The organism is Nocardia panacis, assembly GCF_003598715.1.
Taxonomy (GTDB): Bacteria; Actinomycetota; Actinomycetes; order Mycobacteriales; family Mycobacteriaceae; genus Nocardia; species Nocardia panacis.
On sequence record NZ_QZFU01000036.1, the window covers coordinates 391,009 to 412,707 of the forward strand.

Below are 21,699 nucleotides of genomic sequence, written 5' to 3' on the forward strand. Positions count from 1 at the left end.
CCTGTTCGCCTCAGCCCGGATTCCCCATGGCGAGTAGTTTGAGTTGCAGCATGGCGCCGAAACGAGAATCCGAATCGGTCAGGTCGATACCGCCCACCTCGGTGATGCGGCGCAGCCGATAGCGAAAAGTATTGGGGTGGATATAAACAGCGGCGGCGGCCGCGTTCACATCCCCGAACGCGGTGAGCCAGGCGTCGAGAGTCGCGACGAGACAACTGCCCTGCGCCGTGTCGTAGTCGCGCAGGCGGGCGATCGGACCGGTCAGCGGGTCGCGGCGGATGGTCATCAGATCGTGCAATTCCTGGAGCAGGGCCTCGGTCTGCACTTCACTGATATGGGCGACGCGACGGGTGCCTGCGGCGAGTACGCGCAGCGCGCGGTCGGCATCCTCGCGGGAGCGCCGCAGACCGGCGACATCCACCGCCGTGGTGCCGATGCCGATCCGAACGGGAGCGCGTTCGCCGATGCGCGCGAGGAAGTCGCGGGCGGTCTCGACGGCCCGGTGCGGCGCGCCGAACACCGGCACAATGCCGTATGTCGTATCGCCGAGCAGCGCCGTCGCCGCCGCAGGATAGACGGCATTGAGATGCATACCGAACGCGTCGGCCAGGCGCTCGTGCTCGCTGACGCGGCGGGCGTCGGCGGCAGGCGAATGGTCGCCCCGGTCGGGCACCATGGCCAGCACCGTCACCGGTTGATCGGCCACACCGAGTTTGCGCAGCGCGTCCACCGCGTCGGGTCCGGCGTCCAATGCCCGACCGACCAGATCGGCACGCAACCGCCGCGCCACATCCGACCCCGCGCGCTGTCGCAACAGATGCACCGCCGCCAGCTTGCCGACCTCCTCGAACGAGCGGATCCGCGCCGGAGTCAACGGCTCGTCGGTGGCCGCCCAGATGGAGCCGAGCAGTTCATCGCCCGCCCGCACCGCCTGCGCGATACGAGCCACGGTGAACCCGTTGAAACCGGGCTGCGGCGCGATCCGGACCGGTGAGTCGCTGCGCGCCAACTCGCGGAATACGCCCTGCTCGGCCAGATACTGCGAATACTGCGCCGGAACCTGACGTCCCAGAATGGTTTCCGTCCGCGACACGTCGGCCGCGTCCTGCCCGCCGGAGAAGGCGAGCACCCGGCTGTTGCGGTCCTCGATGGTGACCGGCGCGTCGAGCAACGCGGCCACCGCATTGGCCAGGGCGAACAGATCGCCGGAGGGGATACCGCCCAGCGTCTCCGGTTCGCCGAGCCGATCGTCGGCCAGCAGACCGCGCAACCAGGTGGTCAACTGCGTCCACGACGCGCCCCTGGTGAGTTCGAGCAGCGCCACGCCTGATCGTTGCGCGGATTGCACCAGCGCCGGATCCGCGACGAGCGGGGAGCGCACGACCAGCGCCGCCGCCCCCTGCCCGCCCAGATCGCCCAGGAGTCGCCGGATCTGCTCCGAATCGCGCAAACCGATGCCGAGCACCAGCGACCCGGCGGGCGGCGGCTGCTCATCGAGCGGATCGTGGATCGCGACACCGGTGATCTGCCTGGCGTTTTCGGCATCGCCGCCGAGCAACCGCAGCAGCGCCTCCCCGAGGTCGTCGAGAATACGCACCAGGTTTGCGGAGGCCATCCGCCCAAGGTAGTCGGCCCCCGTGACCACGGCCAGGCCCGCCTAGACCGGAATCCATTCCGTCGACACGGTGACCGCGTCGAGGAGATCGGGTTCGGGCCGTACGCCGATGCCCGGTCCGGTGGGCACGCTCAGGTATCCGTCCGCCAGCACGAACGGTTCGGTGATATCGGTTTCGTAGTAGCGGTCCGAGGCCGAGGTATCGCCCGGCAGGACGAATCCGGGCAGCGCGGCCAGCGCCACATTGGCGGCCCGACCCAGACCCGTCTCCAACATGCCGCCGCACCAGACCGGGATACCGTGCGCCACGCACAGGTCGTGGATGCGCCGCGATTCCAGGTAGCCGCCGACGCGGCCCGGCTTGATATTGACGATCTGGCACGCGCCGAGCGTGATGGCCGCGGCGGCGGTGCGGGCATTGGTGATGGATTCGTCGAGGCAGATCGGTGTGCGGACCCGCTTGGCCAGTTCCACGTGGCCGAGCAGGTCGTCCTCGGGCAGCGGCTGTTCGATGAGCAGCAGATCGAAGGCATCGAGTTTGACCAGCCGGTCGGCGGTGGCGAGGGTGTAGGCGGTATTGGCGTCCACCTGAAGGTCCAGGTCTCCGATGCGCTCGCGCACCGCGCGCACGGGTTCGACATCCCAACCGGGTTCGATCTTCAGCTTGATGCGCCGATAGCCTTGCGCCACATAGTCGTCCACCGCGGCGAGCAGCGCGTCGATGGAATCCATGATCCCGACCGAAACCCCGCACGCCACTCGGCTCCGGGTCGCGCCGAGTTCACGGCTGAGCGCAATGCCCAGCGAGACCAGCTCGGCATCGAGGATGGCGGTCTCGAGCGCCGCCTTGGCCATGGCGTGGCCGTGGAATCTCGCCAGCGCGGGAGCCACCGCGGCCCCGGTGAGGTCGTCGCGGCCCGCCAACGCGGGAATCAGGAAGCGCCGCAGCACATCCACGCTGCCCTCGAGGTATTCCGGCGAGTAGACCGGATCGACCAGGGCCACACATTCGGCCCAGCCCTCGGCCTCATCGGTGACCGCGCGCAGCACCAGCATCTCCCGCGCGGTCTGGGTGCCGAACGAGGTGCGGAACGGGGATTTCAGCGGCATGCTGACCCGCCGCAGTTCCACGCCGGTGAGTTTCATTTCATCTCCTTGGTGAGCAGGTAGCCGCCGGTGCGGTCGAATCCGGTGACGCGCGAGCCCGCAGCGAACAGACCGGTCAGCGCTTCGCGCACGGCGGCGCGCCAGCGGGCCGCCATGGCCGGGTCCGAGGCGCGCAGCGCGGTGATATCCGCGGGCACCCCCACCAGTGACCGCGCGCCGTCGAGCGAGCCGGGGACCGGTGCGCCGTCCGGCGAGATCCCCACCGCCACAACAGCATCCGTGCCGATATCGGCGATATCGGGTTTTCCCTCGCAGATCGCCGCCACGGACGGCGCGCGCAGATCCCAGCGGATGAGCAGCCGATCGGTGGCATCGCCCGCATTGATGACATCGTCCATGGGACCGTAGAAGTCCGGCAGGTACTCCACCGGAAGCGCGCCCAGTTTGGCGATATTGAAATAGGCGTTGCGACGGACCAGCGGATCGAAGGTCCAGCCGATGGTGGCGATTCCGTACGACAGCGCCCAGGCCCGCTGATGGGTCTTGAGGGCGAAACCCACATTGCGGCCGCGCAGCCCATCGACCACACCCGCGATATGGCTGTGCAGCAGCAGGTCCGCGGGCGCGGCATGGAATCCCACACCGACGCCTACCATTTCGTCCCCGTCGTAGGCACCGGCGATGTATCCGCCGGATTTTGCCAACGCGCGCAACAGATTCGGTGTGACCGGTCGGTCCTGCGGCGCGGACTGCCACATCTGCGCGCACAACCGGCACACCTCGGCGATCTCCTCGATCGTGGACAGGGTCGCGATCCGCACGCCTGCCAGGTCGGCGGCCCGACCGGCGGCGGCGGTGGCGCGACCGAGCACGCCGGTGTTCTCTCCGATCATCGTCACCGCAGATCCTTTCCGCGCAGTTCCGCCACCAGCGCGTGGAAAAGCGCGGTGCGGGTGGGCAATTCGTCGACGAGCACATGTTCGTGATCGGCGTGCGCGCCGTCGCCGCACGCGCCGAGTCCGTCCAGGGTGGGGATGCCGATCCCCGCGGTGAGATTGCCGTCCGAACCGCCGCCGACCTCGACACCGGTCAGCGGGCCGATGCCCAGGTCCTCGGCAAGGCGCTGGGCGCGGCCGAACAGCGCGCGCGAGGCGACCGAGGACAGCGGCGGTCGATTCGGTCCACCATGCACCTCGACGACGGCACCGTCGAGAACGGGCCGCAGGGCGTGCATGGCCGAATCGATGCGGTCCTGCTCGGCAGGCTCGAAGGCGCGCACGTCGACCGCGCACACCGCCTCGGCCGGGACCGTATTCTCCGTCGTGCCCGCGGACATGACGGTGGGGGTGACCGTGGTGCCCGCCGCCGCATCGCCCAGTTCGGCGATGGCTCGGATCTGGTGGGCCAACTCGATCGTCGCGTTGACGCCGTTCTGCGGTTCCAGACCCGCGTGCGCGGCCCGGCCACGCACCTGAACCCGATACTGGGACACGCCTTTTCGCGCGATCTTCAGCGCGACTCCGGCGGCGGGCTCCGCGACGAGCACCGCGGCGCACCCGCGCGCCTGCTCCAGAATCAGCTCGCGCGAGGAGGGGGCGCCGATCTCCTCGTCACCGGTGACCAGAATGGTCACGCCGGTGCGGTCGGGCAGCGCGGCTACCGCGCGCAATGCCATGGCCAGACCCGCCTTCATATCGAAACAGCCGGGACCGAACAGTTTTCCGTCGCGCACCGCGAATGGGTGCGTGGCCAGCGAACCCACCGGCCACACCGTGTCGTGGTGGCCGAGCACCAGCACCCCGCCGGGTCCACCGAACTGCCAGAGCAGATGGGTGCGGCCCGCGAGCACGATCCGCTCGGGTTGCGCACCGAGCAGGGCGGCGCCCACCTCGGCCACCACCTCGGCCCCGCGCGCCACCGCGGCCAGATCCGCCGAGGGCGATTCGCAGCACACCAGTCGCTCGATATCGCCGAGCAGCGCGGGCAATTCGTCCCGGAACCGCAGCACCAGCGCGGGTCCGGCGGACAGTTCCGCAGCAGACGTCATCGGGTTCCTCCTCACTTCCCGGATTCCCCTGGAAGCTTGGCCCCCGAGTCCCATCCCTCACTTCGTCGCCGTGCATGAATCCCGTTCAGCCGGTTCGTGGTTCTCGACGAATGCCAGGCCGGGCCTAGGTGCAGATCGGGTCTCTGATCTCCAATAATTCGGCTCCGGTGCTGGTAGAGCCGGTGGCGCAGAAGCGATCGGCGGGCGTGCGGCGCACGATCAGGGTGGTGGAGGCGGATTTGGCGTCGGGTTGCACAGCGTCCTGACGCGAGCCGCCGGTGGAGTCGGAGCGGCGGTAGAGCGAGACCATCACCCGATTGCCGGAGCCCGCATTGTCCAGTCGGGTGATGCGGCCCCAACTGGCGCCGCAGCGCGACGAATACAGGATCTCCAGGCGCAGTTTGCCGGTGACCACCGAATCGGCGATGGGTTTGGCGTCTTTATCGCATTCGGCATTGGCCGGGTCGTCTCCGGTGTTCACGGCGGCGTGGTCGGGAGGCCGCTCCGCGCGCCCCGTCGAGGTGAGGGCCAGCGCCGTCAGGACCGCGCCCACCATCAATAGTGCGATGAGAAACAATCCGCCCCGCGGGAATGCTCTCGTTCGTGTCTGCGCCATGCGTCCTCCTCGAGCAGCGCAACCGTTTTCGGTGCGGCGGGCGGCACCGAAACCCCTTTTCGTCAACGCGCGGAGAGAAATTGACGCGACCACACATCACGCACACTTTCTCAGCCGTCCGACCGCTTGGGCAATCTACCGCTCGGGACGAATGAACGCACGTACAGACCAAGCGGTATATCCGGATGCGAACGTCTTTGCGCAGATTTTGCCGCCGGATGCGGATAAAAGTGCACGAATCGCCGCGCCGCGCGCGAGGTCGAATATTCGGAATTGAGATCGTCTTTCGCACCGAACGCGATGGGAAAGACGCGCATTTCTGAATAGCCGGTCGCACCGCGCGGCCCGCACCTCGCCCGCGACCCGCCGATCCGCTGATCGGTCCGGACCGCCGCGCGCGAGGCGTACGCCGATACGCTCGACCGGACCGCGTTCTCCGTCCAGGGAAGGTTCGAAATGAGTCCTCGCTACGGTGAATTCGTGCCGAGAAGAACCTCCATCGCCCCGGCGGCCATCGCGCTCGCGGGCTGCCTCACCGGTCAGTACGACCCGACCGAAGCAGGCGCCGCGCCGGGCCGGTCGGACAACGCGGAACCGCTCTACCAGCCGAGCGGCCCTGCCAGCGCCCAGAATCCGGCATACTCGCCCGACGGGGCGAACCTGCTGTTCACCCAGTTCCGCGCGGGGTACAACGCGGGCGGGGCGAGCCTGAATCTCATGCCGAGTTCCGGTGGCGCCCCGCAGACCCTGTTGCAGAACGGAGATCAAGCCGCGGTGAATCTGCCGGGCGCCGCGTGGAATGCCGCGAACGGCTTGATCACCTTCGCCTACGACGCCTCCGATCGCGACGAGATCTGGACCATGAAGCCGGGTCAGCAGCCGACCAAAGTCACCACCCACTCGGGGACGAGCCACTACACCGAACCGAGCTTCGCTCCCGCGGGCGATTGGATCGTCTTCCAGGACAACGACAATCAGGCGGGCAATACCTCGCGCGGGAGCATCTGGAAGGTGCGCACCGCGGGCGGCGCTCCCGTGCTGCTGGTCGACGGTCCGGGTTCGGGCACCGACAATCGCCAGCCGAACTGGTCACCGGCGGGAAACAAGATCGTCTTCCAGACCCGGAGCGCGAGCGGCGGCTGGCATCTGGCGACCATCGGCCCCGACGGCGGTCCGGTCACCGCGCTGAGCAGCGGTAACGACGAGGACACCGATGCGAGCTTCGGCCCGAACGGCGACTGGGTGGTGTACTCCTCCGATCACGCGCGCACCGCGCACGCCCAGATCTACGTGCGCCGCACGGACGGAACCGGCAGTCCGATTCGCGTCACCACCTCCGAGGTGTACGACGGTGCGCCGAGTTGGTCACCGGACGGCAAGTGGATCGCCTTCGAATCCGGCGGCGACGGGACCGCCCCCACCGGCATCTGGCGCATTCCGGCAAAGACCACCTGATCGGTTCACAACCCCGCGAGGAGTGCGGCGACCTCGCGGGCGCAGCCGTATCCGATGGTCATGCCAGAACCGCCGTGCCCATAGTTGTGAATCACCGGGATTGCGGGCAGACAGGTGTGGTCGATCTCGAGCCGCACCTCGTCGCGGCCCGGTCGCAGCCCGACGAGCGTCTCCAATACCTCGCTCCGGGCCAGTTGCGGCACCAGATCCCGGCAGCGGTCCAGAATCGACCGCGTCAGTTCGGGATTCGGTGTCAGGTCCCACTCCCCCGCATCGAGGGTTCCGCCCAGCACACAATCGTGCGCGCGCGGATGCACATAGGCCCGCCCCAGCGGATGACCCTCATCGCGCACCGACATGGTGACACCGGGGTTGGCCACCCGCACGATCTGCCCCCGAATCGGACGAATCGATTTGTCGCCCACCAGTTCCCGCGCACCGAGGCCGGTGCAGTTGACCACCGCGTCCGGCTTCAGGTCGACCACCTCGGCCAACTCGCGCACGGTTCGACGGACCCATCGCGCCCCCGCCGCATCGACCCGGCCCCGCAGATACGGCAGATACACCGGCATCTCGACCAGCGGCACCGCGAATCGAAATCCGAACCGATAGCCCGCGGGCAGCTCATCGGCACGGGCAGGCCGGAACCCACGCACGCTCCCGGCCCAGGCCGGCGCGGGTATCTCCGCCCGGTACAGCGCCAACGACTCGCACATTCGCACACCCGGAGCCTGTACCCGCTCCCAGTGCTCGAAGGTGTCGCGCCCCCACTGCCCCACCCGCTCCCCCGGCCCCACCGCCGTCGGAAACCACACCGCCGCGGCCAAATACGAGGCCGTGCGCGTGATCTCGTCGGCACTCACCACCGTGACTTCGTGACCATCCGCCAGCAAACGCTCGGCCACTGACAGCCCAATGATTCCCGAACCGATCACCACAACGCGCACCCGCCGGATGCTACCGGCTACCCGCTACTGAACAGCCCTGTCCCGAAGCGGGATTCGACCCGCGGCAAATGTTCGGCGGGTGGAATCGGCTCCACCCGCCGATACCGCGCGGCCCTCAGCCCAACTTTCCGGCCAGCAGGTTTCCCGGCGCGTTCGCATCGGTGCTGAGGAAGAAATCGCGGGCCGCCGTCGTGAACTCCTCCTTGGTGACGTAGCCGTCACCATCGATATCGAGCACGGCGAACGACTGCGCCCGATCCTCCGGCGACATGCCACTGTGCTGCTGCGCCCGGTCCATCTCCTCGCGGCTGACCCGTCCGTCGCCATCGGTATCGGCCAGCTCATAGGTCGCCAGCGCGAACGGGATGAGCACGTCCTCCAGGAATTCGGGCTTGTCCATGCTGTTCACCCACTCCTCCCGGCTGACCTCCTTGTCGCCATCGGTGTCGGCGTGGCCGAGCAGGTCCTGCCAGAGCTTGTTGGCATGGCCCACCATGGTGCGCCACTTCGGGGTGCCGGGCGCGATCTCGAAGGTCGTGCACCAGCCCTGGACGATGAGATCGATATCGGTTTGGTCGATCTTGCCGTTCTGGTCGGCGTCGAAACGATCGAAAAGCACGCTGAATTTCTGATTCTGCAGTGCGGTTGCCATGACATGCCTTCCCTCGATGTGCGTCGATCTGACACTCGCTATCTTATTATGTAGCTTTCGATTCGGGGCTGGAACGCACGATCGCGAGCAGGTTACTGGATCTAGATCATCTGCAAGACAGGAAGATTGAACGGACCGATCGAATTCCGACCGGTCCGCCCCACATTTCGAATCACTACGTTTCAGTATTCTGAAACACGGATATCCATCCGGTAGGGCGGGTGACCGAATCGCGGGCCGATCCGATCACCGGCCGATTCAGCGCACCACGGCCGCGACGGCCGCCACCTCCACCAGCGCGCCGGGCACACCCAGCTTGGCGACCAGCGCCGCAGTGACCAGCGGCGGTTGCGGACATACGGCCAGCGCGGCCGCCGCCGCGCCATAGGCCGCCCGCACATCGACACCATCGACCAGCAGCACCGTCGTCTGCACCAGATGTTCGAAACCCAGCCCGGCCGCCGCCAGCGCGATCCCGACATTCTCCATGGCCCGCCGGGCCTGCGCGGCGACATCATCGCCGCCGATCAGCGCTCCGCTCGCGTCGACGGCATTCTGACCGCCGATGTACACCGTGGTGGCGCCCGGCGGAACCACCGCGACATGGCTGAACGCGGGGGAGACAACAAGCCCCTCGGGGCGCAGCAACTGAATATCGGTCACGCCGGGCACTCTAGAGAAGGGGGCCGACAAGAACCGGTTCGGTTCACCCCCACTGCATCTCGCCCTTCACGACCTTCGCGCTCAACTCCAGCGAACTCTCACCGGGCAGGCCGGGATAGCGCTGCTTCATGGCGGCGATGAGGTCGGCGCTGTTGCCCGCTGCGGCCTCGGCCTCGTTGAAGGCGAGGAGGTAGTCGCGGGTGAAGCGCAGCGCCGCGATCCCGTTGTCGGCGCCCGCTGGGGCGTGGCCCGCGACGACGATCTTCGGATCGCGCGCGATCATGGTGTCGAGGTTGGCGATCCACTGCTTGCGCTGTGCCGATGCGGGCAGGTCGGCGATGAACAGGTGTTCGCCGGAGGCGACGAGATTACCGCCGAAGATGGCTCGCAGATCCTGCGACCACAGGTAGTAGCGGTCCCCCAGGTTGTCGGCGCGCACGATATCGAGGGTGTGACCGCCGACCGTGAGAGCGGTTTGCGCACTGGGTTGCGCGATGACCACGTCGGCGACCGCACGCGGGCCATTGTCGCCCAATTGCGGGGACCAGGTGGCGATCTTGCCTTCGACATTCCCGTGCACGGCCGCCACCACATCCTCGGGTGCGAGCACCTTGGCCTGCGGGAAGGCGCTCGTCACCGGGCGCAGCCCGAAGTAGTAGTCCGGATCGCTGGAGGTGACGAAGACGGTGCTCAGCGGCTGACCGATGGTATTGATCCGATCGGCGAGGGCTTTACCGTCCGAGAGGGTGAATCCGCCGTCGACGAGCACCGATTCCGCACCGGCCGTGAGGATGACGGGGGCGCGGTCGAATCCGGCCTCGTTCGCGCGAATCGCGGTCCACCGCAATTCGTTTCCGGATTTCTCGGTGCCGTTCGAGTCGTTCGACCCGCACGACGCCGTCGCCGCCGCGATACCGATGGCGGCCAGTGCGGCCATCCCCTTGCCGAACCTCATGCTGTGCCCTTCCTCGTGCCGCGTCCTTATCGTCCGAATTCCCCTGGCACCCTACCCGGTTATCTCCCGGTTAACGGGAGTCAGAATTCGACCACGTCCGGCGCGGCGATTCGGGGTGGTTCGCCGCGACGACGCGACAGCAGCGCGCCGACCAGGATCGCCGTCGCGATGAGCACGAAATGGGCGGCCATGAGAACAAGGAAGGGGAGGACGAATCCCTGGTCGGTGACCGCGCCGCGCGAGGTGGCGCAGTAGAGGGTGTAGTTGACCGAGGTGCCCTCCGAATCGTGGGTGGTGTCGGCGACCACGATCGGCTCGCGGTACGGTGCGCCGCAGAACAGCGGCGCGGTCAACTCGGCCTCACCCGGCCAGATCGCCACGGGGACGACCAGCGTGAGCGGCGTCGCCGACGCGGCCACCGAAATCGCCTTCAGCACGCGGAATTCGGACATCACGCCTGCCGGGTCCGCAGATACGCGCCGGTGCGGTCGAATTCGACGACCGCCTCCGTGCGGGGCGAGACCACATTGGTCACGATGCGGATCTCACGACCGAAGCGGCCGACCACCAGCGCGGTCACCTCGCCGCCGGGCACCTCGCCGCGGGCGATGGCGGTATCCACGATCTCCTCGATCCGGCCGAGGCCGGGCACCTCGCTCACAGCGAAGCTCTCGCCGTCCAGATCGTCGCGCGCCGAAACACGAACCGGTTCCGGCGCGCTCAGCGCCCCCAGGGTGAACGAATAGTCGTCCAGCGCGCGGGACGCGCCCGGCGGACGAATCCGCAACCGCGCCACCGCCTGTCGCGCACCGATCTCGGGCCGATCGGACAGGAAGCGGGTGAGCTGCGGCGGTTGATCGAAAAGCACCAACCGGAACTGGGCGGTGTTCGGCGCGGCGAGCAGAATCACGCCCGCCTGAATATCGGCCGCTCCCAGGCGTTCGCGCAGTGCGGCCAACGCGCCGCCGGGCAGGTCGCTCACCAGTCCGCCACCGCGCGACCGCAGCTGCTGTTCGAAATCCGGCCGTTGCACCGCCCCAACGCAACCAGCCGTCCCCAGGACCACCAAACACATCGCGGCTCGCAGCCATAGCTCAGCCCGCAGCCATCGTCTTCGCCGCATACCCTCGGATGCTAGGGGCTCGCGCGCGTTTGCGCGCGCCCTACCACTCGACGGGTAGCTTCGTCACACCGTAGACCACCGAATCCGGCCGAAAGGCAAGCTCTTCCGACGGCACGGCCAAACGCAGAGTGGGAAACCGGCGAATCAGTTCGACCAGGGCGATCCGCATTTCCAACCGCGCCAGCGGTGCGCCGACGCAGTAGTGGATGCCGTGCCCGAAGGCCAAGTGGCCATTGGACTTTCGGGAGATATCGAACAGATCCGGGCCGAGTTCCGGATCACGGTTGGCGGCAGGTATGGAGCACAGCACCATCTCACCCCGCGCGATCGCGATATCGCCGATCACCGTATCCCGCAGGGCCGTTCGCAGACCGGGATGGTGCACGACCGACAGGTGGCGCAGCAGTTCCTCGACCGCCCGATCCGGCTCGGCCCGCCCATCGGCCAGCATCGCCCACTGTTGCCGATGTTGCAGTAGCAACAGCGTGCCGAGGGCGAGCATGCTGGCGGTGGTCTCGTGTCCGGCGATGAGCAGCAGGACGCCCAGGCCGATCAGGTCCGCGTCGGTGAGTTCGTCCCCGTGTTCGCGCACCAGTGCGCCGAGCAGCCCGGATCCGGGATCGGCCCGCTGCAATCGCACGAATTCCGCCATATAGGACCGGGATTCGGCCGCGGCGGCGGCGCGACGGGCCTCGCCGATGGTGCGGTCCAATTGCGCCGCGCCGCGCCGCTGGAAATCGGCACGGTCGGCATAGGGCACGCCGAGCAGTTCGCAGATCACCAGCGACGGCACCGGGAGCGCGAAGGATTCGACCAGGTCCACCGGGCCGCCGTGCAGGGCCATCGCGTCCAGGTGTCCGGTGACGATCTCCTCGATGCGCGGCCGCAACCGCCGCATCCGCGACACGGTGAATTCCGGGGCCAGCACCCGCCGCAGCCGGGTGTGGTCGGGCGGATCGGCCACCACCAGCGGGCCGGGTGTCAGCTCGCGCAGGCGCAGTGCGGCGTCGTTGCCCAGTGCGGCGGCCACGTGCTCGGCCATCCGATCGGCCGAGTTGCTGTACAGCGCGGGATTATTCAGCACCTCGCGGACATCGGAGTACCGGGTGACCAGCCATACCGGCACCGAGAGCGGACCCATCGGAAACGTGACGCGACTGACCGGTTCGGTCTCGCGTAGCCGGGCCAGAGCGGGATGGGGGTCGAAACGGTCACGCCAGCGGTAGAACGGAACGCGCGCGGAATGCGGCATCGAATCCCTGTCTCGATAACGAAGCTGTAATTGAGAGCCAACTCTCAATTAACGGGGATCCGACGGTAGCACAAACGGCGGCAGCGCGGTGGCGGCAGCGGGACGCATCGCGTCCAGCAGCAGCGCCAAATACCGGCGCCAACCGTTGCCGGAACCGCCTCCCGCACTTCCCATTCCGAGGAACATGGCATCGGCGGCCCCGCCGAGCCGCTGCGCCGCGATCAACATGGTGGTCAACCGCGGCAGATCCGCGGCGACCAGATCCGCGCGCACCACTCCGGCCTCCTGCGCCCGGCGCAACACCGTGCCGAAGTCCTCGAAATAGCGAACGGCCAACTCCGCGAAGATATCCGGCGACAGCGCGGCGGCGAAGGTGTGCTGTTCGCGCTCGGCGACCTCGAGCACCACCTCGAGCATGTCCACCATCGCCTGCCACGGATCGGCCCGCTGCAGCGCCAGCGCGGCAACCGGCGCGACATCCTCGGCGAAGCGCCGCCGCAGCACCTCGAGAATCAACTCCTCGCGACCGGCGAAGTGTCGATACAGCGTCGCCTCGCTCACCCCCGCCGCGGCCGCCACCTCCCCCAACTGCGCCCGCGCGCCGCGCTCGGAGAACACCGCCCGCGCCGCCACCAGGATCTTCTCGATATTGCGCACCGCATCGGCGCGTGGACGTCGCGTGGTCGAAGACATGCCCCACCCTAAAATGCCGCGTCGGCCGGGGGATCCCTATTCCGGGGACAGTCCGTCGACATGTGAACTCCGGCACAAACACTTAGGCAGACCTTATCCACACCGCGAACTCGTTGCTATCGTCAAGTCCTCAGAGGACCTGATGAATCAGATCTCGGCGAGGGCGCGGCGCGATCCGCCCGCCCGATCTGCCGAGCACCATCGAAAGCACCGCGACTGCGGCAGAAATAAGGGAGAAATGCTGTGAAACGGGGTCAAGTCGCGTTCCTGACGGGAACGCACGTGGTCAATGACCTCTATCAGGGGGCGGTGCCCGCGCTGCTGCCATTCCTGATGTCCGAACGCGGCTACAGCTACTCGGCGGTCGCCGGAATCACCTTGGCCGCCACCGGATTGTCGAGCCTCACCCAGCCGATCTTCGGCATGATCGTCGACCGCCGCCAGCGAAACTGGCTGATACCGGCCGGATTCCTGGTCGCCGCCGCCGGAATCGCCTGCGCCGCGATGAGCTCCGGATATCTGCTCACCTGGGTGTGCGTGGCCATCGCGGGAATCGGGATCTCCGCCTACCATCCGCCCGCCACCAATGCGGCCCGCGCGGCGGGCGGACCCTCGCAGTTCGCCATGAGCGCCTTCTCCGTCGGCGGCACCGTCGGCGCCTCGCTCGCACCGCCGCTGGTGACCCTCGTCGTCGGCGGGCTCGGACTCTCCGGCGGCTACCTGCTCGCGGTGCCCGCGATCGTGGTCGGTCTGCTGTGGACGCTGCAGAAACCGTGGTATCGCTACCGGGGCTACGTGATGGCCGCGCCCATCGCGGCGACCGCCGAACAGCGCCGCGGCCACGACGACTGGCCCGCCTTCGGGCGACTGGTCCTGGTGACGGTCTGCTGGTCGGTGCCCTATGTCATCACCATGTCCATGGCCTCGCCCTTCCTGATCCACACCCTCGGATCATCCAAATCCGTCGCCGCGCTGACACTTTCGCTGTTCACGGTGGCGGGCGCGGTCGGCACGCTGGTCGGCGGGGCGCTCGCCGACCGCTACGGACGTCGCATCGCCATCCGCGCGGGCTACCTGATGGCCCCGCCCGCACTGCTGGTCCTGACCCTCGCGCAATCCACGGTGTGGGCGGCGTTGGCCATCGCCCTGGTCGGCCTGGCCATGTTCCTGCCCTTCGCTCCACAGGTCACCCTCGCCCAGGACTATCTGCCCACCCGCCCCGGCTCCGCCAGTGGCGTCACCCTCGGCCTGGCCATGTCGGTCGGCGGCCTGGCCTCCCCGCTGTTCGGCATCCTGGCCGACCACGTCGGACCGCGCGGCGCGATCGCCACCGCGGCAGCCGTGCTGGTCGTGTCGACCATCGCCGCGTTCACCCTGCGCGATCGGGTGCCGCCCGCGACCGTCTCCGAACACGAACGCGAACTGCTCGTCGCCGCGGAACGCTGAGCATTCAGAAGGGCGTGACGGCGCCCAGGTGGGCGTCGATCGCGCTGGACATGGTGCGCCGGGCCGCCGCGGCGGCGGACCGCGCGTCACCGGATTCGATGGCCGCGATCAGGCGGGCGTGCGACTGCTCGTCATGGCGCCGGTGCACGGTGTCGCGGAATTCCGGTGTGCCGACCACCTTTTCGGCCGCGCCGCGCAGTGCGCCGGTGAAGGAGGCATACAGAGCCGAGAGAACCTCGTTGTGCGCGGCGGCCACCACCGCCGCGTGCAGGCGCAGGTCGGCCTCGACCACCTTCGCCGGCTCATCGGCCGACTCGCGTTGCCGCAGTGCGTCTTTCAATACCTCGATATCCGCCTCGGTCCGGCGGCGCGCCGCGAGCCGGGCCGCCTCCACCTCGAGCATCAATCGCACCTCGTACACCTGCGCCACATCCGAGCGCAACAGGTGCCGATCGAAGTCCGAAACCGGTTTCACCGAAACCACATACGTGCCCGATCCGTGCCGCGAGCGCAGCTGCCCGGACGCGATCAGCGCGCGCACCGCCTCCCGGCTGGTCGATCGCCCCACTCCGAGCAGCCGACTCAGTTCCTGCTCATTGGGAATCCGGGCGCCGACCCGCCATTCCCCCGCCTCGATCAGGCGCGACAATTCCGCACTGGCCTGCGCCACCAAGGATCGCGCCTGTACCGGCCGAACAGTCATCGCCCACCTCCGCGGCCCCCGCTCATCTGGTCCTCATAGGACCCTATCGACTTTCGTACCGAGCGCCAGCAAGGCCCCGAACGCAGCCGCGCAACCCAGCAGGGCGCAGGCAGTCGGATATCCGCCGACGGAATTGGCGAGGAAAGTTCCGGTGGCCGGGCCGAGGGCGACGGCCAGTGCGGCGGGTGTGCAGGCCAGAGCATTGAGGGTGGCGAAATCTCTTGTGCCCCAACGGTCGCTGACGGCAGTGGCCTGCACAAGGGTAAGCGCTCCGCGCGCGGCGCCCGCGAATACGGAAACCCCGACGAGCATCGGGAGCGGTCCGGGCACCGCCGCGAGCAGCACCGCGGCCAGACACGCGGTCGACATGACGACGGCGGTGCGCGCGGGCGGGTGCGTGCGGCGGGCCAATGCCGGGTAGCCGAGGCGGCCCAGGAGTTGTCCCGCGCCGCAGAGCCCGAGGACGGTCGCGGCGGTGCGACCGTCGACGCCTCGGTCGACGAGCAGCGGGACGAGATTGCTGGTCGCACCGTAGATGGCAAGGGCGGTAAGGCAACTCGCCGCCGTCAACAAGGCGAAGGCACGCGAACCCGCGACGGCGCGGATATGCGTCGCACCCCGCTCGCGGGTGTGCCCATGGTGTGGCGACCAGGGCGGGGTGAGGCACAGCCAACGCAGCGGCAACGTCACAGCGGCCAATACCAGGGCGAGGACGACGAGGGTGGGCCGCCAGCCCAGGTGCGCGGCGAGTACGGCATGGTGTGCGCCCACTGCCGCGAACCCCTGCACCTCGCCGAGGTGAGCGCGCGCCTCGGACCGGGATTCCCGGACCGACTACGCGAAGACGCCCTGGCCACCGGACATTTCACCGACTAGCGCTCGATCGGCGTCGTTCCCGCCCGCCGCGACGATCGCGGCCGAGGTGTCGCCGCTGGGACCCGGTATTGCGGCAAAAGCGCTTTCGCGGCTCTGGGTCCTGGCTCAGTCTCGCGCGCGGTGTGATCAAAAACCCACGCCGCGACGGATCGGCTGAGTGAAAATGGGGTCGGTCGAAGTTCGGCCGACAGGGGATGTGTCGGCACACAGCCGACGGAATGTGGGGAAATACCATGAGACCCAGCAAGTTCGCCGCGACGGCCGTACTCGCGGCCTGCGCCACCGGTATCGCGGCGGGCGCCGTGCAGGCCCAGCCGCTGCCCGGTCCAGGCATCGCGGGCGTCGACCACGGTGTCGGCTACCTCGTCGCGCCCACCGCGGACCGGGCGGGCCTGAGCACCACCGTCACCTCGGGGCGGTTCGCGCCCACCCCCGACGGTCAGGCCATCGCGCTCACCGACGCCACCGGCGCGATCGTGGCCACCGTCCCGCTCGCGCTGCGGTCGACCGCGGGCACCGTCGGCCTCGCCGCGACCCTGGCCGACGACGGCCGCACCCTCACCCTCACCCCGCAGTCCGACCGGACGGTGCAGGCCATCGACGCGGCCTCCGACACCATTGCCCGCAAGCAGTACAACGCGGGTGTCGGCGCGCTGGTCGGCGCCGGTATCGGCGCGGTGATCGGCTTCTTCCTCGGCGGTGTCGGCGCATTGGTCACAGTGCCGATCGGCGCGGGCCTCGGCGCGCTCATCGGCTACGCCACCCCCTAAAAGGAGCCGCCTTCGTAAAGGGCGCCTGGAAAATCGTCGAAGCGCCGTCGCGGGTCCACGCGACGGCGCTTCGAGCTGTCCGCGCCGCCCCCGCGGCCGCCCCCCAACTCCGCGAACCGAGGGCGGCGGCCGAGACGAACGGACTCGGTACCCTCGGGGTGCGGGCGTTATGTCCGCAGTTCAGGATGGTGGCGCGAAAGGTTCTCCGATGATTGGTTCGAGCAGACTTGTCTGCGCAGCATTGGGCGTGACCGCGGCGGCACTGATGCTGGCCGCCCCCACCGCGTCGGCATCGATCACCGGATTCGATGTCATGCCCGGCCCGATGCCGGGATTCGGCACCGGATGCACCTACACCGTGATCGCGCACGCCGGGCCGGGCGAGTACTTGAGTTTCTACGACAGTCAGGACGGATTGTTCGATCCGGCGGGCGCGGTGCAGGTGGGCGCCTCCGGCGAGGTGCGGGCGCGGTGGACCCCGAGCACTCCCGGCAGGCACAACCTGCACGCCGCTCAGATCGGCAGCGAGAAGACGCTGCGCATCGAGGTCGCCGCGGGCGTCGGCTGCCCGTTCTAGAACTGTCCCTGGCGCAGGGTGTTGCCGCGGTAGTAGAAGTCCTTGGTGCCCTGGTTGGTGTTGTAGTTGACCAACGCGCCCGTCGCCGGGTCGGTGTAGCCCAGGCACAGCGAGGACCCGTCGCCGACGGTGATCGGCTGACAATCGGTGTTGCTGTATTCCGCCCAGGCCACGGCGTAGGCCCACAGCGGCTGCGCGGCGAGGGTGCCCGCGGTGGGCAACTGGGCCACTTCGGTGAGCGCCATCGGCTTGTTCGGCGCGACATTGTGCAGGTCGCTGTACCAGTCCGCGGGTGCCTGCCGATTCCACCACAGGTCGAGTCCGAGCACATCGACGTAGGCGTCACCGGGATATTCGGCGGTCGCATCCCGGTTCTGCGCGCCCGCCACATCCTTGAGCGCCCAGACCCAGATCAGGTTGTCCAGCCCTTTGCCCGCGTAGTAGTCGTGCATGAGCCGGAACAGCGCGGCACGCCAGGACTGCTGCCGGCGCGTACTGGTTCCGATGGTCGTCCCCCACCAGGCCCAACCGTCGTTCATTTCGTGAAAAGGTCGCAGCAGCACGGGAACTCCGGCCGCACGCAACTGGGTGAGGTAGGGCAGCGCCTCGTCGAAACGACTCAGCAGCGCGGAATTGAGCGGATCGCCCGAGGTGAGCAGGCGCTGCCACTGGTCATCGGTGAGCGAACCATTGACGGCGGTCTGATCCGAGGCGTTCGTGGGCTGCCACTGGCACGACGATCCGGTGGTCGGCGGGCACATATGCCAGGTCAGTGCGACCAGCGAACCGGCGCGCCACTGGGCGATGGCCTGATCGGTGAGTGCCTGCCGCCACGTGCCGTCGGTGAACGGCGCGTCGTAGAGCAGGTCACCGCTCCAGACCGCCGGACGCACGCCGGTGATATCGGCGACCTTCTGCGTCCACGGCCCGTACAGCGATGCGGCCGGGGCGGTATTCCAGTTCCAGCCGAACGGCGTCGCCGACGGCTCGCGATTGTGCTGTCCGGACAGGATGCGATTCTGCGCGGGCAAGCCATTCAGTAGTGCCAGCACCCCGGCGCGGTCGACGGGCATTGCCCGCGCCGCACCGGGATTCGCGCCCACGAACAGCGCGGCCACCACCGCCGACACTGCGCACACCGCTGCGGCGCGGCCACCGAACCATCTCATTCGCTCTGCTCCCTCGGGTTTGGCCCCCCGAGATGCAGATGATGGTGGAAGGGTGAAATCGCCTGGCTTCAGGCGCTTCTCACGGTAGGGAACGCTCCTGTGCCCGCATCCGGAGCCCGGCGGGGGCGAGCACGGCGGTGGCCTTCGGCCGAACCCGGCTGCCCGGTATCGACCGCAACCGCCAGCGGGACGCGATCGTCGCCAGCATGAGCGTCGCCTCCATCAGCGAGAAGGCGTCACCCATGCACTTGCGCGCGCCCGAACTGAACGGGATATACGAATTTCGCTGCGGCGCGTCACCTCCCGGCAGCCACCGATCCGGGTCGAAGGTATCGGCCGCATGCTGCCCTGGATGGTGGTGGGTGAGGTACGCGCCGAAGATGATCGTCGCGCCCGCCGGAATCGTCGCGTCGCCGAGTTCGGCATCCGCTGTGGTCACCCGGCTGAGCATCCAGGCGGCGGGCCACAACCGCATGGTCTCGCTGACGATGCGCCCGGTCAGTTCCAGCCGATCGAGGTCGTCATGGGTCGCGGCGCGCCCGCCGAGCACCGCGTCCACCTCCGCGAACAGTCTGCGCTCGATTTCGGGATGTTCGGCGATCAGGTGCAGCGCCCAGGCGATGGTGCCGCTGGTGGTCTCGGTGCCCGCCCACACGAACGACAGCAACTGGCCGATGATCTCCTCGTCCGACAGGTAGCCCGCGTCCGTCTCGGGATCGCGGGCGGTGAGCAGGGTGGACAGCAGGTCGCCGTGATCGCGCTCGTCGGCGCGCCGCTCGACGATGATCCGCGACATCTGCGCGCGCAGTCGCCGCACCGCGCGCCGGTAGCGCGGACCCGCCAGCCAGCCCAGCGCGGGCGGCAGGATTATGCGCAGGTACATGCCGTTCATGAGGATCAGCAGGTCATCGAGGATGCGCCGCAACCGATCCGGGGGAAGGGAATCGGAGAACATGGTGGCCACAAGGGTTTTCGAGGCCATGGTGGTGGTTTCGGCGAGGATGTCCAGGGTTTGGCCGTCGCGCCAGCGGTCCACGACGGCGCGGATCTGCTCGGTCATGATCGCGGCGTAGCCCGCCATCCGCACGCGCTGGAACGAGGGCTGCACGAGTCGGCGCAGTCTGCGGTGCACCGCGTGCGGACAGACCGGCAGGCTGTCGCCGACCTCCGTGCGCGCCCGGTCGAAGAGGGGGCCGCCCTTGTCGAAGGTGCGGTCGTCGCGCAGGACCCGATCCAAGAGAACCGGATCGCACACCACCACCGCGTCGGCCGAGCCGATGCGGATGCGAACCAGATCCCCGTGCGCGGGCAGTCCGGCGAGGAAGTCCAGGGGGCGACGCAGCAGTGCGACGGTATGGCCGAGCAGTGGCACCGCGCGCGGCGCGAGCGGAATGGAGCTTTGCGTGGTCAAACTCTTCCTCCTGAGGACGGCGCGTACTGAACGACGAACGGAACCACAGCGGCGGAACCACATAATCTGTTGTCCGCGAGGAGAATTCAGCGATGCTCGAATAAACGTGAGCCGAAGATGCTAAGCAGTGTAAGCGGCACGCCGGAATTTCCCAATTATGGGAATCGATTGGGCGGTCGATGCCGGGTCGAATGCGAATATCCCCGATTGTCCGCCAGCACCACCATCGTCACGACTTTCAAAAGGGGATGACAGATGAACGCGCCCAACACCATCGGGTTGACTGTGGGAGAACGCCTCGAGATCCGCCGCCGCAGGCGCGGGCTGTCCCGCAGGGTGGTCGCCAATCTGGCCGGACGCAGCGAGGAATGGCTGCGTCTGGTGGAATCCGGCCGCAGAAGGCTCGACAGCATCGAGGTCCTGCTGCGGCTCGCCGAGATCCTGCAGGTGGACGATCTCACCGAATTGATCGACGCGCCAACGGGATCGCTGCCGCGACCGGACGGCGACAGCCTGCGTGCCCTGCGCCGGGTGATCGTGGACCATCCGGCGCTGTGCGTCTATCAGGACGACGCCGTCTTCACCGAAACCGACCATCCTGGAACGCGATTCGCCGCGCCACCGCCGAGACATCGCGACTCCCCCACCGCAGGGGCCGAATTCGATTCGACACTGCTGGCGGCCGCGCTCGGCGAATGCCGCACCATCTGGAGCGCCTCGCCGCAGCGCTATTCGCGCCTGGCCCGCAGACTCCCCGCCGTCCTGCGCGCCAGCCGCGCCGCCCGCTGGCGACTGCGCAGCGACGACTCGGCCGAACTGCTGGTGCAGACCTATCACGTGGCGCGCCAATTGCTCACCGGCTGCGGCGAACACACCATGGCGGCCACCGTCGCCGACCGCTCCATGGCCACCTCGACCCGGATCGCGCACGGCAGGCTCACCGCTGCCAGCGCCTGGCATGTCGGCAGCGCGCTGCTCGGACTCTCCTATCCGATCGAATGCCGCGACTACGCGCTGGCCGCCGCCCATCGCCTGGCCCCGACCCGGCCGCGCGATCCGGCCGACGCGGCACTGTGGGGCGCGCTGCACCTGCTGGCCGCTCGCGCGGGGGCGGCGGCGCGCCTCTCGCACGAGCCCACCGCACTGCTCGCCACGGCGCAATGCACCGCCGAGGCGCTCGGCGTGGATACCGAGACCCACGCGATTCCGTTCGGCCCCACCGAGGTCGGCATCACCGGCATCGAGATCGCCTTGGCCGCCAGCAATCCCGACGAGGCCATCCGCAGAGCCGCCGCTATCGAGCCTGCCGCCGACTATCTGCCCGCGCGCCGCGCGAAATACCATATCTGCCAGGCATTCGCCTATGTGCACCGCCGCGACGACGTGGCCGCCGCACTGGCCCTGACCAAGGCCGCCGACCTGTGCGCCGAGGATATCCGCTACGACCAGGACGCGCACCGCTGCGTCCAGCATCTGCTGCGGCGCGACAACTACCTGGTGCGCGCCGAGGTGCGCAGGCTGGCCGAACTGGCGGCACTGGTCTGAGTTGGGTCCGCCGGTCGGCGCGGAATTGGACCCGCCGCGCCACCGGCCGCCGGTGACCACCCGCACCCCTGTCGCGT

Annotated in this window: 22 protein-coding genes; 5 read left to right on the top strand and 17 right to left on the bottom strand. The window is 68.5% G+C overall.

From position 1 onward, the window contains the following. Window positions 1-10: 10 nt before the first annotated feature. The 5 genes from D5S18_RS27310 to D5S18_RS27330 all read right to left on the bottom strand — a co-directional run bounded on the left by D5S18_RS27310 (window position 11) and on the right by D5S18_RS27330 (window position 5,385). The gene (locus tag D5S18_RS27310) at window positions 11-1,615 is read right to left on the bottom strand and encodes a helix-turn-helix domain-containing protein (protein ID WP_120043949.1); all 1,605 of its coding nucleotides are present in this window, start codon (window positions 1,613-1,615) and stop codon (window positions 11-13) included. A gap of 42 nt (window positions 1,616-1,657) precedes the next feature. Continuing rightward, on the bottom strand, window positions 1,658-2,761 hold the full coding sequence (menC, locus tag D5S18_RS27315) for an o-succinylbenzoate synthase (RefSeq protein ID WP_120043950.1): 1,104 nt from the start codon (window positions 2,759-2,761) through the stop codon (window positions 1,658-1,660). Beyond that, window positions 2,758-3,621: a GNAT family N-acetyltransferase gene (locus tag D5S18_RS27320; protein WP_203236938.1), complete on the bottom strand. Its 864-nt coding sequence runs from the start codon at window positions 3,619-3,621 to the stop codon at window positions 2,758-2,760. The genes menC and D5S18_RS27320 overlap by 4 nt, the downstream gene beginning before the upstream one ends. Next, window positions 3,618-4,769 carry a M20 family metallopeptidase gene (locus tag D5S18_RS27325; protein ID WP_203236939.1) on the bottom strand — a complete coding sequence of 384 codons (1,152 nt, stop codon included), beginning with the start codon at window positions 4,767-4,769 and terminating at the stop codon, window positions 3,618-3,620. Before D5S18_RS27325 ends, D5S18_RS27320 begins: the two co-directional genes overlap by 4 nt. A 124-nt stretch (window positions 4,770-4,893) precedes the next feature. Beyond that, a complete protein-coding gene (locus tag D5S18_RS27330; protein ID WP_120043952.1) occupies window positions 4,894-5,385 on the bottom strand; it encodes a DUF2690 domain-containing protein in 492 nt (163 codons plus the stop codon). 480 nt (window positions 5,386-5,865) lie between these two features. Between D5S18_RS27330 and D5S18_RS27335 the strand changes: the two genes are divergently transcribed. Next, window positions 5,866-6,840 (top strand): TolB-like translocation protein, encoded by a 975-nt coding sequence (locus D5S18_RS27335; protein ID WP_239004027.1) that lies wholly within the window; start codon window positions 5,866-5,868, stop codon window positions 6,838-6,840. A gap of 5 nt (window positions 6,841-6,845) precedes the next feature. On the opposite strand, the gene D5S18_RS27340 is transcribed toward D5S18_RS27335, so the two are convergent. The 8 genes from D5S18_RS27340 to D5S18_RS27375 form a co-directional block, all read right to left on the bottom strand. Next, window positions 6,846-7,787 carry an FAD-dependent oxidoreductase gene (locus tag D5S18_RS27340; protein WP_120043954.1) on the bottom strand — a complete coding sequence of 314 codons (942 nt, stop codon included), beginning with the start codon at window positions 7,785-7,787 and terminating at the stop codon, window positions 6,846-6,848. A gap of 115 nt (window positions 7,788-7,902) precedes the next feature. Beyond that, window positions 7,903-8,439: an EF-hand domain-containing protein gene (locus D5S18_RS27345; RefSeq protein ID WP_120043955.1), complete on the bottom strand. Its 537-nt coding sequence runs from the start codon at window positions 8,437-8,439 to the stop codon at window positions 7,903-7,905. 258 nt (window positions 8,440-8,697) lie between these two features. Next, the gene (locus tag D5S18_RS27350; RefSeq protein WP_120044099.1) at window positions 8,698-9,102 is read right to left on the bottom strand and encodes a RidA family protein; all 405 of its coding nucleotides are present in this window, start codon (window positions 9,100-9,102) and stop codon (window positions 8,698-8,700) included. Between the two features lie 43 nt (window positions 9,103-9,145). Further along, window positions 9,146-10,057 carry an MBL fold metallo-hydrolase gene (locus D5S18_RS27355; RefSeq protein WP_120043956.1) on the bottom strand — a complete coding sequence of 304 codons (912 nt, stop codon included), beginning with the start codon at window positions 10,055-10,057 and terminating at the stop codon, window positions 9,146-9,148. 80 nt (window positions 10,058-10,137) lie between these two features. Beyond that, entirely contained in the window at window positions 10,138-10,509 is a 372-nt protein-coding gene (locus D5S18_RS27360; protein ID WP_147404204.1) for a hypothetical protein, read from the bottom strand. Further along, window positions 10,509-11,090, bottom strand: coding sequence for a hypothetical protein (locus D5S18_RS27365; RefSeq protein ID WP_120043958.1), 582 nt, complete (start codon window positions 11,088-11,090; stop codon window positions 10,509-10,511). The genes D5S18_RS27360 and D5S18_RS27365 overlap by 1 nt, the downstream gene beginning before the upstream one ends. 130 nt (window positions 11,091-11,220) lie before the next feature. After that, window positions 11,221-12,432 carry a cytochrome P450 gene (locus D5S18_RS27370; RefSeq protein WP_120043959.1) on the bottom strand — a complete coding sequence of 404 codons (1,212 nt, stop codon included), beginning with the start codon at window positions 12,430-12,432 and terminating at the stop codon, window positions 11,221-11,223. A gap of 48 nt (window positions 12,433-12,480) precedes the next feature. After that, window positions 12,481-13,125 (bottom strand): TetR/AcrR family transcriptional regulator, encoded by a 645-nt coding sequence (locus D5S18_RS27375; protein ID WP_120043960.1) that lies wholly within the window; start codon window positions 13,123-13,125, stop codon window positions 12,481-12,483. A gap of 243 nt (window positions 13,126-13,368) precedes the next feature. Here D5S18_RS27375 and D5S18_RS27380 point away from each other — a divergent pair, with 243 nt between their 5' ends. After that, window positions 13,369-14,571 (top strand): MFS transporter, encoded by a 1,203-nt coding sequence (locus tag D5S18_RS27380; protein WP_120043961.1) that lies wholly within the window; start codon window positions 13,369-13,371, stop codon window positions 14,569-14,571. A 4-nt stretch (window positions 14,572-14,575) separates the two neighbouring features. Here D5S18_RS27380 and D5S18_RS27385 read toward each other — a convergent pair whose 3' ends face one another. Together D5S18_RS27385 and D5S18_RS27390 are read right to left on the bottom strand one after the other, a co-directional pair. Further along, window positions 14,576-15,274, bottom strand: coding sequence for a FadR/GntR family transcriptional regulator (locus D5S18_RS27385; RefSeq protein WP_120043962.1), 699 nt, complete (start codon window positions 15,272-15,274; stop codon window positions 14,576-14,578). Between the two features lie 33 nt (window positions 15,275-15,307). Beyond that, on the bottom strand, window positions 15,308-16,045 hold the full coding sequence (locus D5S18_RS27390) for an MFS transporter (RefSeq protein ID WP_158607995.1): 738 nt from the start codon (window positions 16,043-16,045) through the stop codon (window positions 15,308-15,310). Between the two features lie 338 nt (window positions 16,046-16,383). On the opposite strand from D5S18_RS27390, the gene D5S18_RS27395 reads away from it, so the two are divergent. Together D5S18_RS27395 and D5S18_RS27400 are read left to right on the top strand one after the other, a co-directional pair. Then, window positions 16,384-16,920, top strand: coding sequence for a DUF8020 domain-containing protein (locus D5S18_RS27395; protein ID WP_120044100.1), 537 nt, complete (start codon window positions 16,384-16,386; stop codon window positions 16,918-16,920). A gap of 208 nt (window positions 16,921-17,128) precedes the next feature. Then, a complete protein-coding gene (locus tag D5S18_RS27400) occupies window positions 17,129-17,497 on the top strand; it encodes a hypothetical protein (RefSeq protein WP_147404206.1) in 369 nt (122 codons plus the stop codon). On the opposite strand, the gene D5S18_RS27405 is transcribed toward D5S18_RS27400, so the two are convergent. Together D5S18_RS27405 and D5S18_RS27410 are read right to left on the bottom strand one after the other, a co-directional pair. Continuing rightward, entirely contained in the window at window positions 17,494-18,666 is a 1,173-nt protein-coding gene (locus tag D5S18_RS27405) for a glycoside hydrolase family 26 protein (protein ID WP_120043965.1), read from the bottom strand. The genes D5S18_RS27400 and D5S18_RS27405 overlap by 4 nt on opposite strands. Window positions 18,667-18,745: 79 nt before the next feature. After that, window positions 18,746-20,077, bottom strand: a complete 1,332-nt coding sequence (locus D5S18_RS27410) for a cytochrome P450 (RefSeq protein WP_239004028.1) — start codon at window positions 20,075-20,077, stop codon at window positions 18,746-18,748. Window positions 20,078-20,332: 255 nt separating this feature from the next. Between D5S18_RS27410 and D5S18_RS27415 the strand changes: the two genes are divergently transcribed. Further along, window positions 20,333-21,622 (top strand): helix-turn-helix domain-containing protein, encoded by a 1,290-nt coding sequence (locus D5S18_RS27415; protein WP_120043967.1) that lies wholly within the window; start codon window positions 20,333-20,335, stop codon window positions 21,620-21,622. The last annotated feature ends 77 nt before the right edge of the window (window positions 21,623-21,699 follow it).

What these genes read in the sequence shown, in the direction of transcription:
- D5S18_RS27310 (WP_120043949.1), bottom strand. Translation starts at nt 1,615, where the DNA reads ATGGCCTCCGCAAACCTGGTGCGTATTCTCGACGACCTCGGGGAGGCG.
- menC (WP_120043950.1), bottom strand. Translation starts at nt 2,761, where the DNA reads ATGAAACTCACCGGCGTGGAACTGCGGCGGGTCAGCATGCCGCTGAAA.
- D5S18_RS27325 (WP_203236939.1), bottom strand. Translation starts at nt 4,769, where the DNA reads ATGACGTCTGCTGCGGAACTGTCCGCCGGACCCGCGCTGGTGCTGCGG.
- D5S18_RS27330 (WP_120043952.1), bottom strand. Translation starts at nt 5,385, where the DNA reads ATGGCGCAGACACGAACGAGAGCATTCCCGCGGGGCGGATTGTTTCTC.
- D5S18_RS27345 (WP_120043955.1), bottom strand. Translation starts at nt 8,439, where the DNA reads ATGGCAACCGCACTGCAGAATCAGAAATTCAGCGTGCTTTTCGATCGT.
- D5S18_RS27355 (WP_120043956.1), bottom strand. Translation starts at nt 10,057, where the DNA reads ATGAGGTTCGGCAAGGGGATGGCCGCACTGGCCGCCATCGGTATCGCG.
- D5S18_RS27360 (WP_147404204.1), bottom strand. Translation starts at nt 10,509, where the DNA reads ATGTCCGAATTCCGCGTGCTGAAGGCGATTTCGGTGGCCGCGTCGGCG.
- D5S18_RS27370 (WP_120043959.1), bottom strand. Translation starts at nt 12,432, where the DNA reads ATGCCGCATTCCGCGCGCGTTCCGTTCTACCGCTGGCGTGACCGTTTC.
- D5S18_RS27375 (WP_120043960.1), bottom strand. Translation starts at nt 13,125, where the DNA reads ATGTCTTCGACCACGCGACGTCCACGCGCCGATGCGGTGCGCAATATC.
- D5S18_RS27385 (WP_120043962.1), bottom strand. Translation starts at nt 15,274, where the DNA reads ATGACTGTTCGGCCGGTACAGGCGCGATCCTTGGTGGCGCAGGCCAGT.
- D5S18_RS27395 (WP_120044100.1), top strand. Translation starts at nt 16,384, where the DNA reads ATGAGACCCAGCAAGTTCGCCGCGACGGCCGTACTCGCGGCCTGCGCC.
- D5S18_RS27400 (WP_147404206.1), top strand. Translation starts at nt 17,129, where the DNA reads ATGATTGGTTCGAGCAGACTTGTCTGCGCAGCATTGGGCGTGACCGCG.
- D5S18_RS27405 (WP_120043965.1), bottom strand. Translation starts at nt 18,666, where the DNA reads ATGAGATGGTTCGGTGGCCGCGCCGCAGCGGTGTGCGCAGTGTCGGCG.
- D5S18_RS27415 (WP_120043967.1), top strand. Translation starts at nt 20,333, where the DNA reads ATGAACGCGCCCAACACCATCGGGTTGACTGTGGGAGAACGCCTCGAG.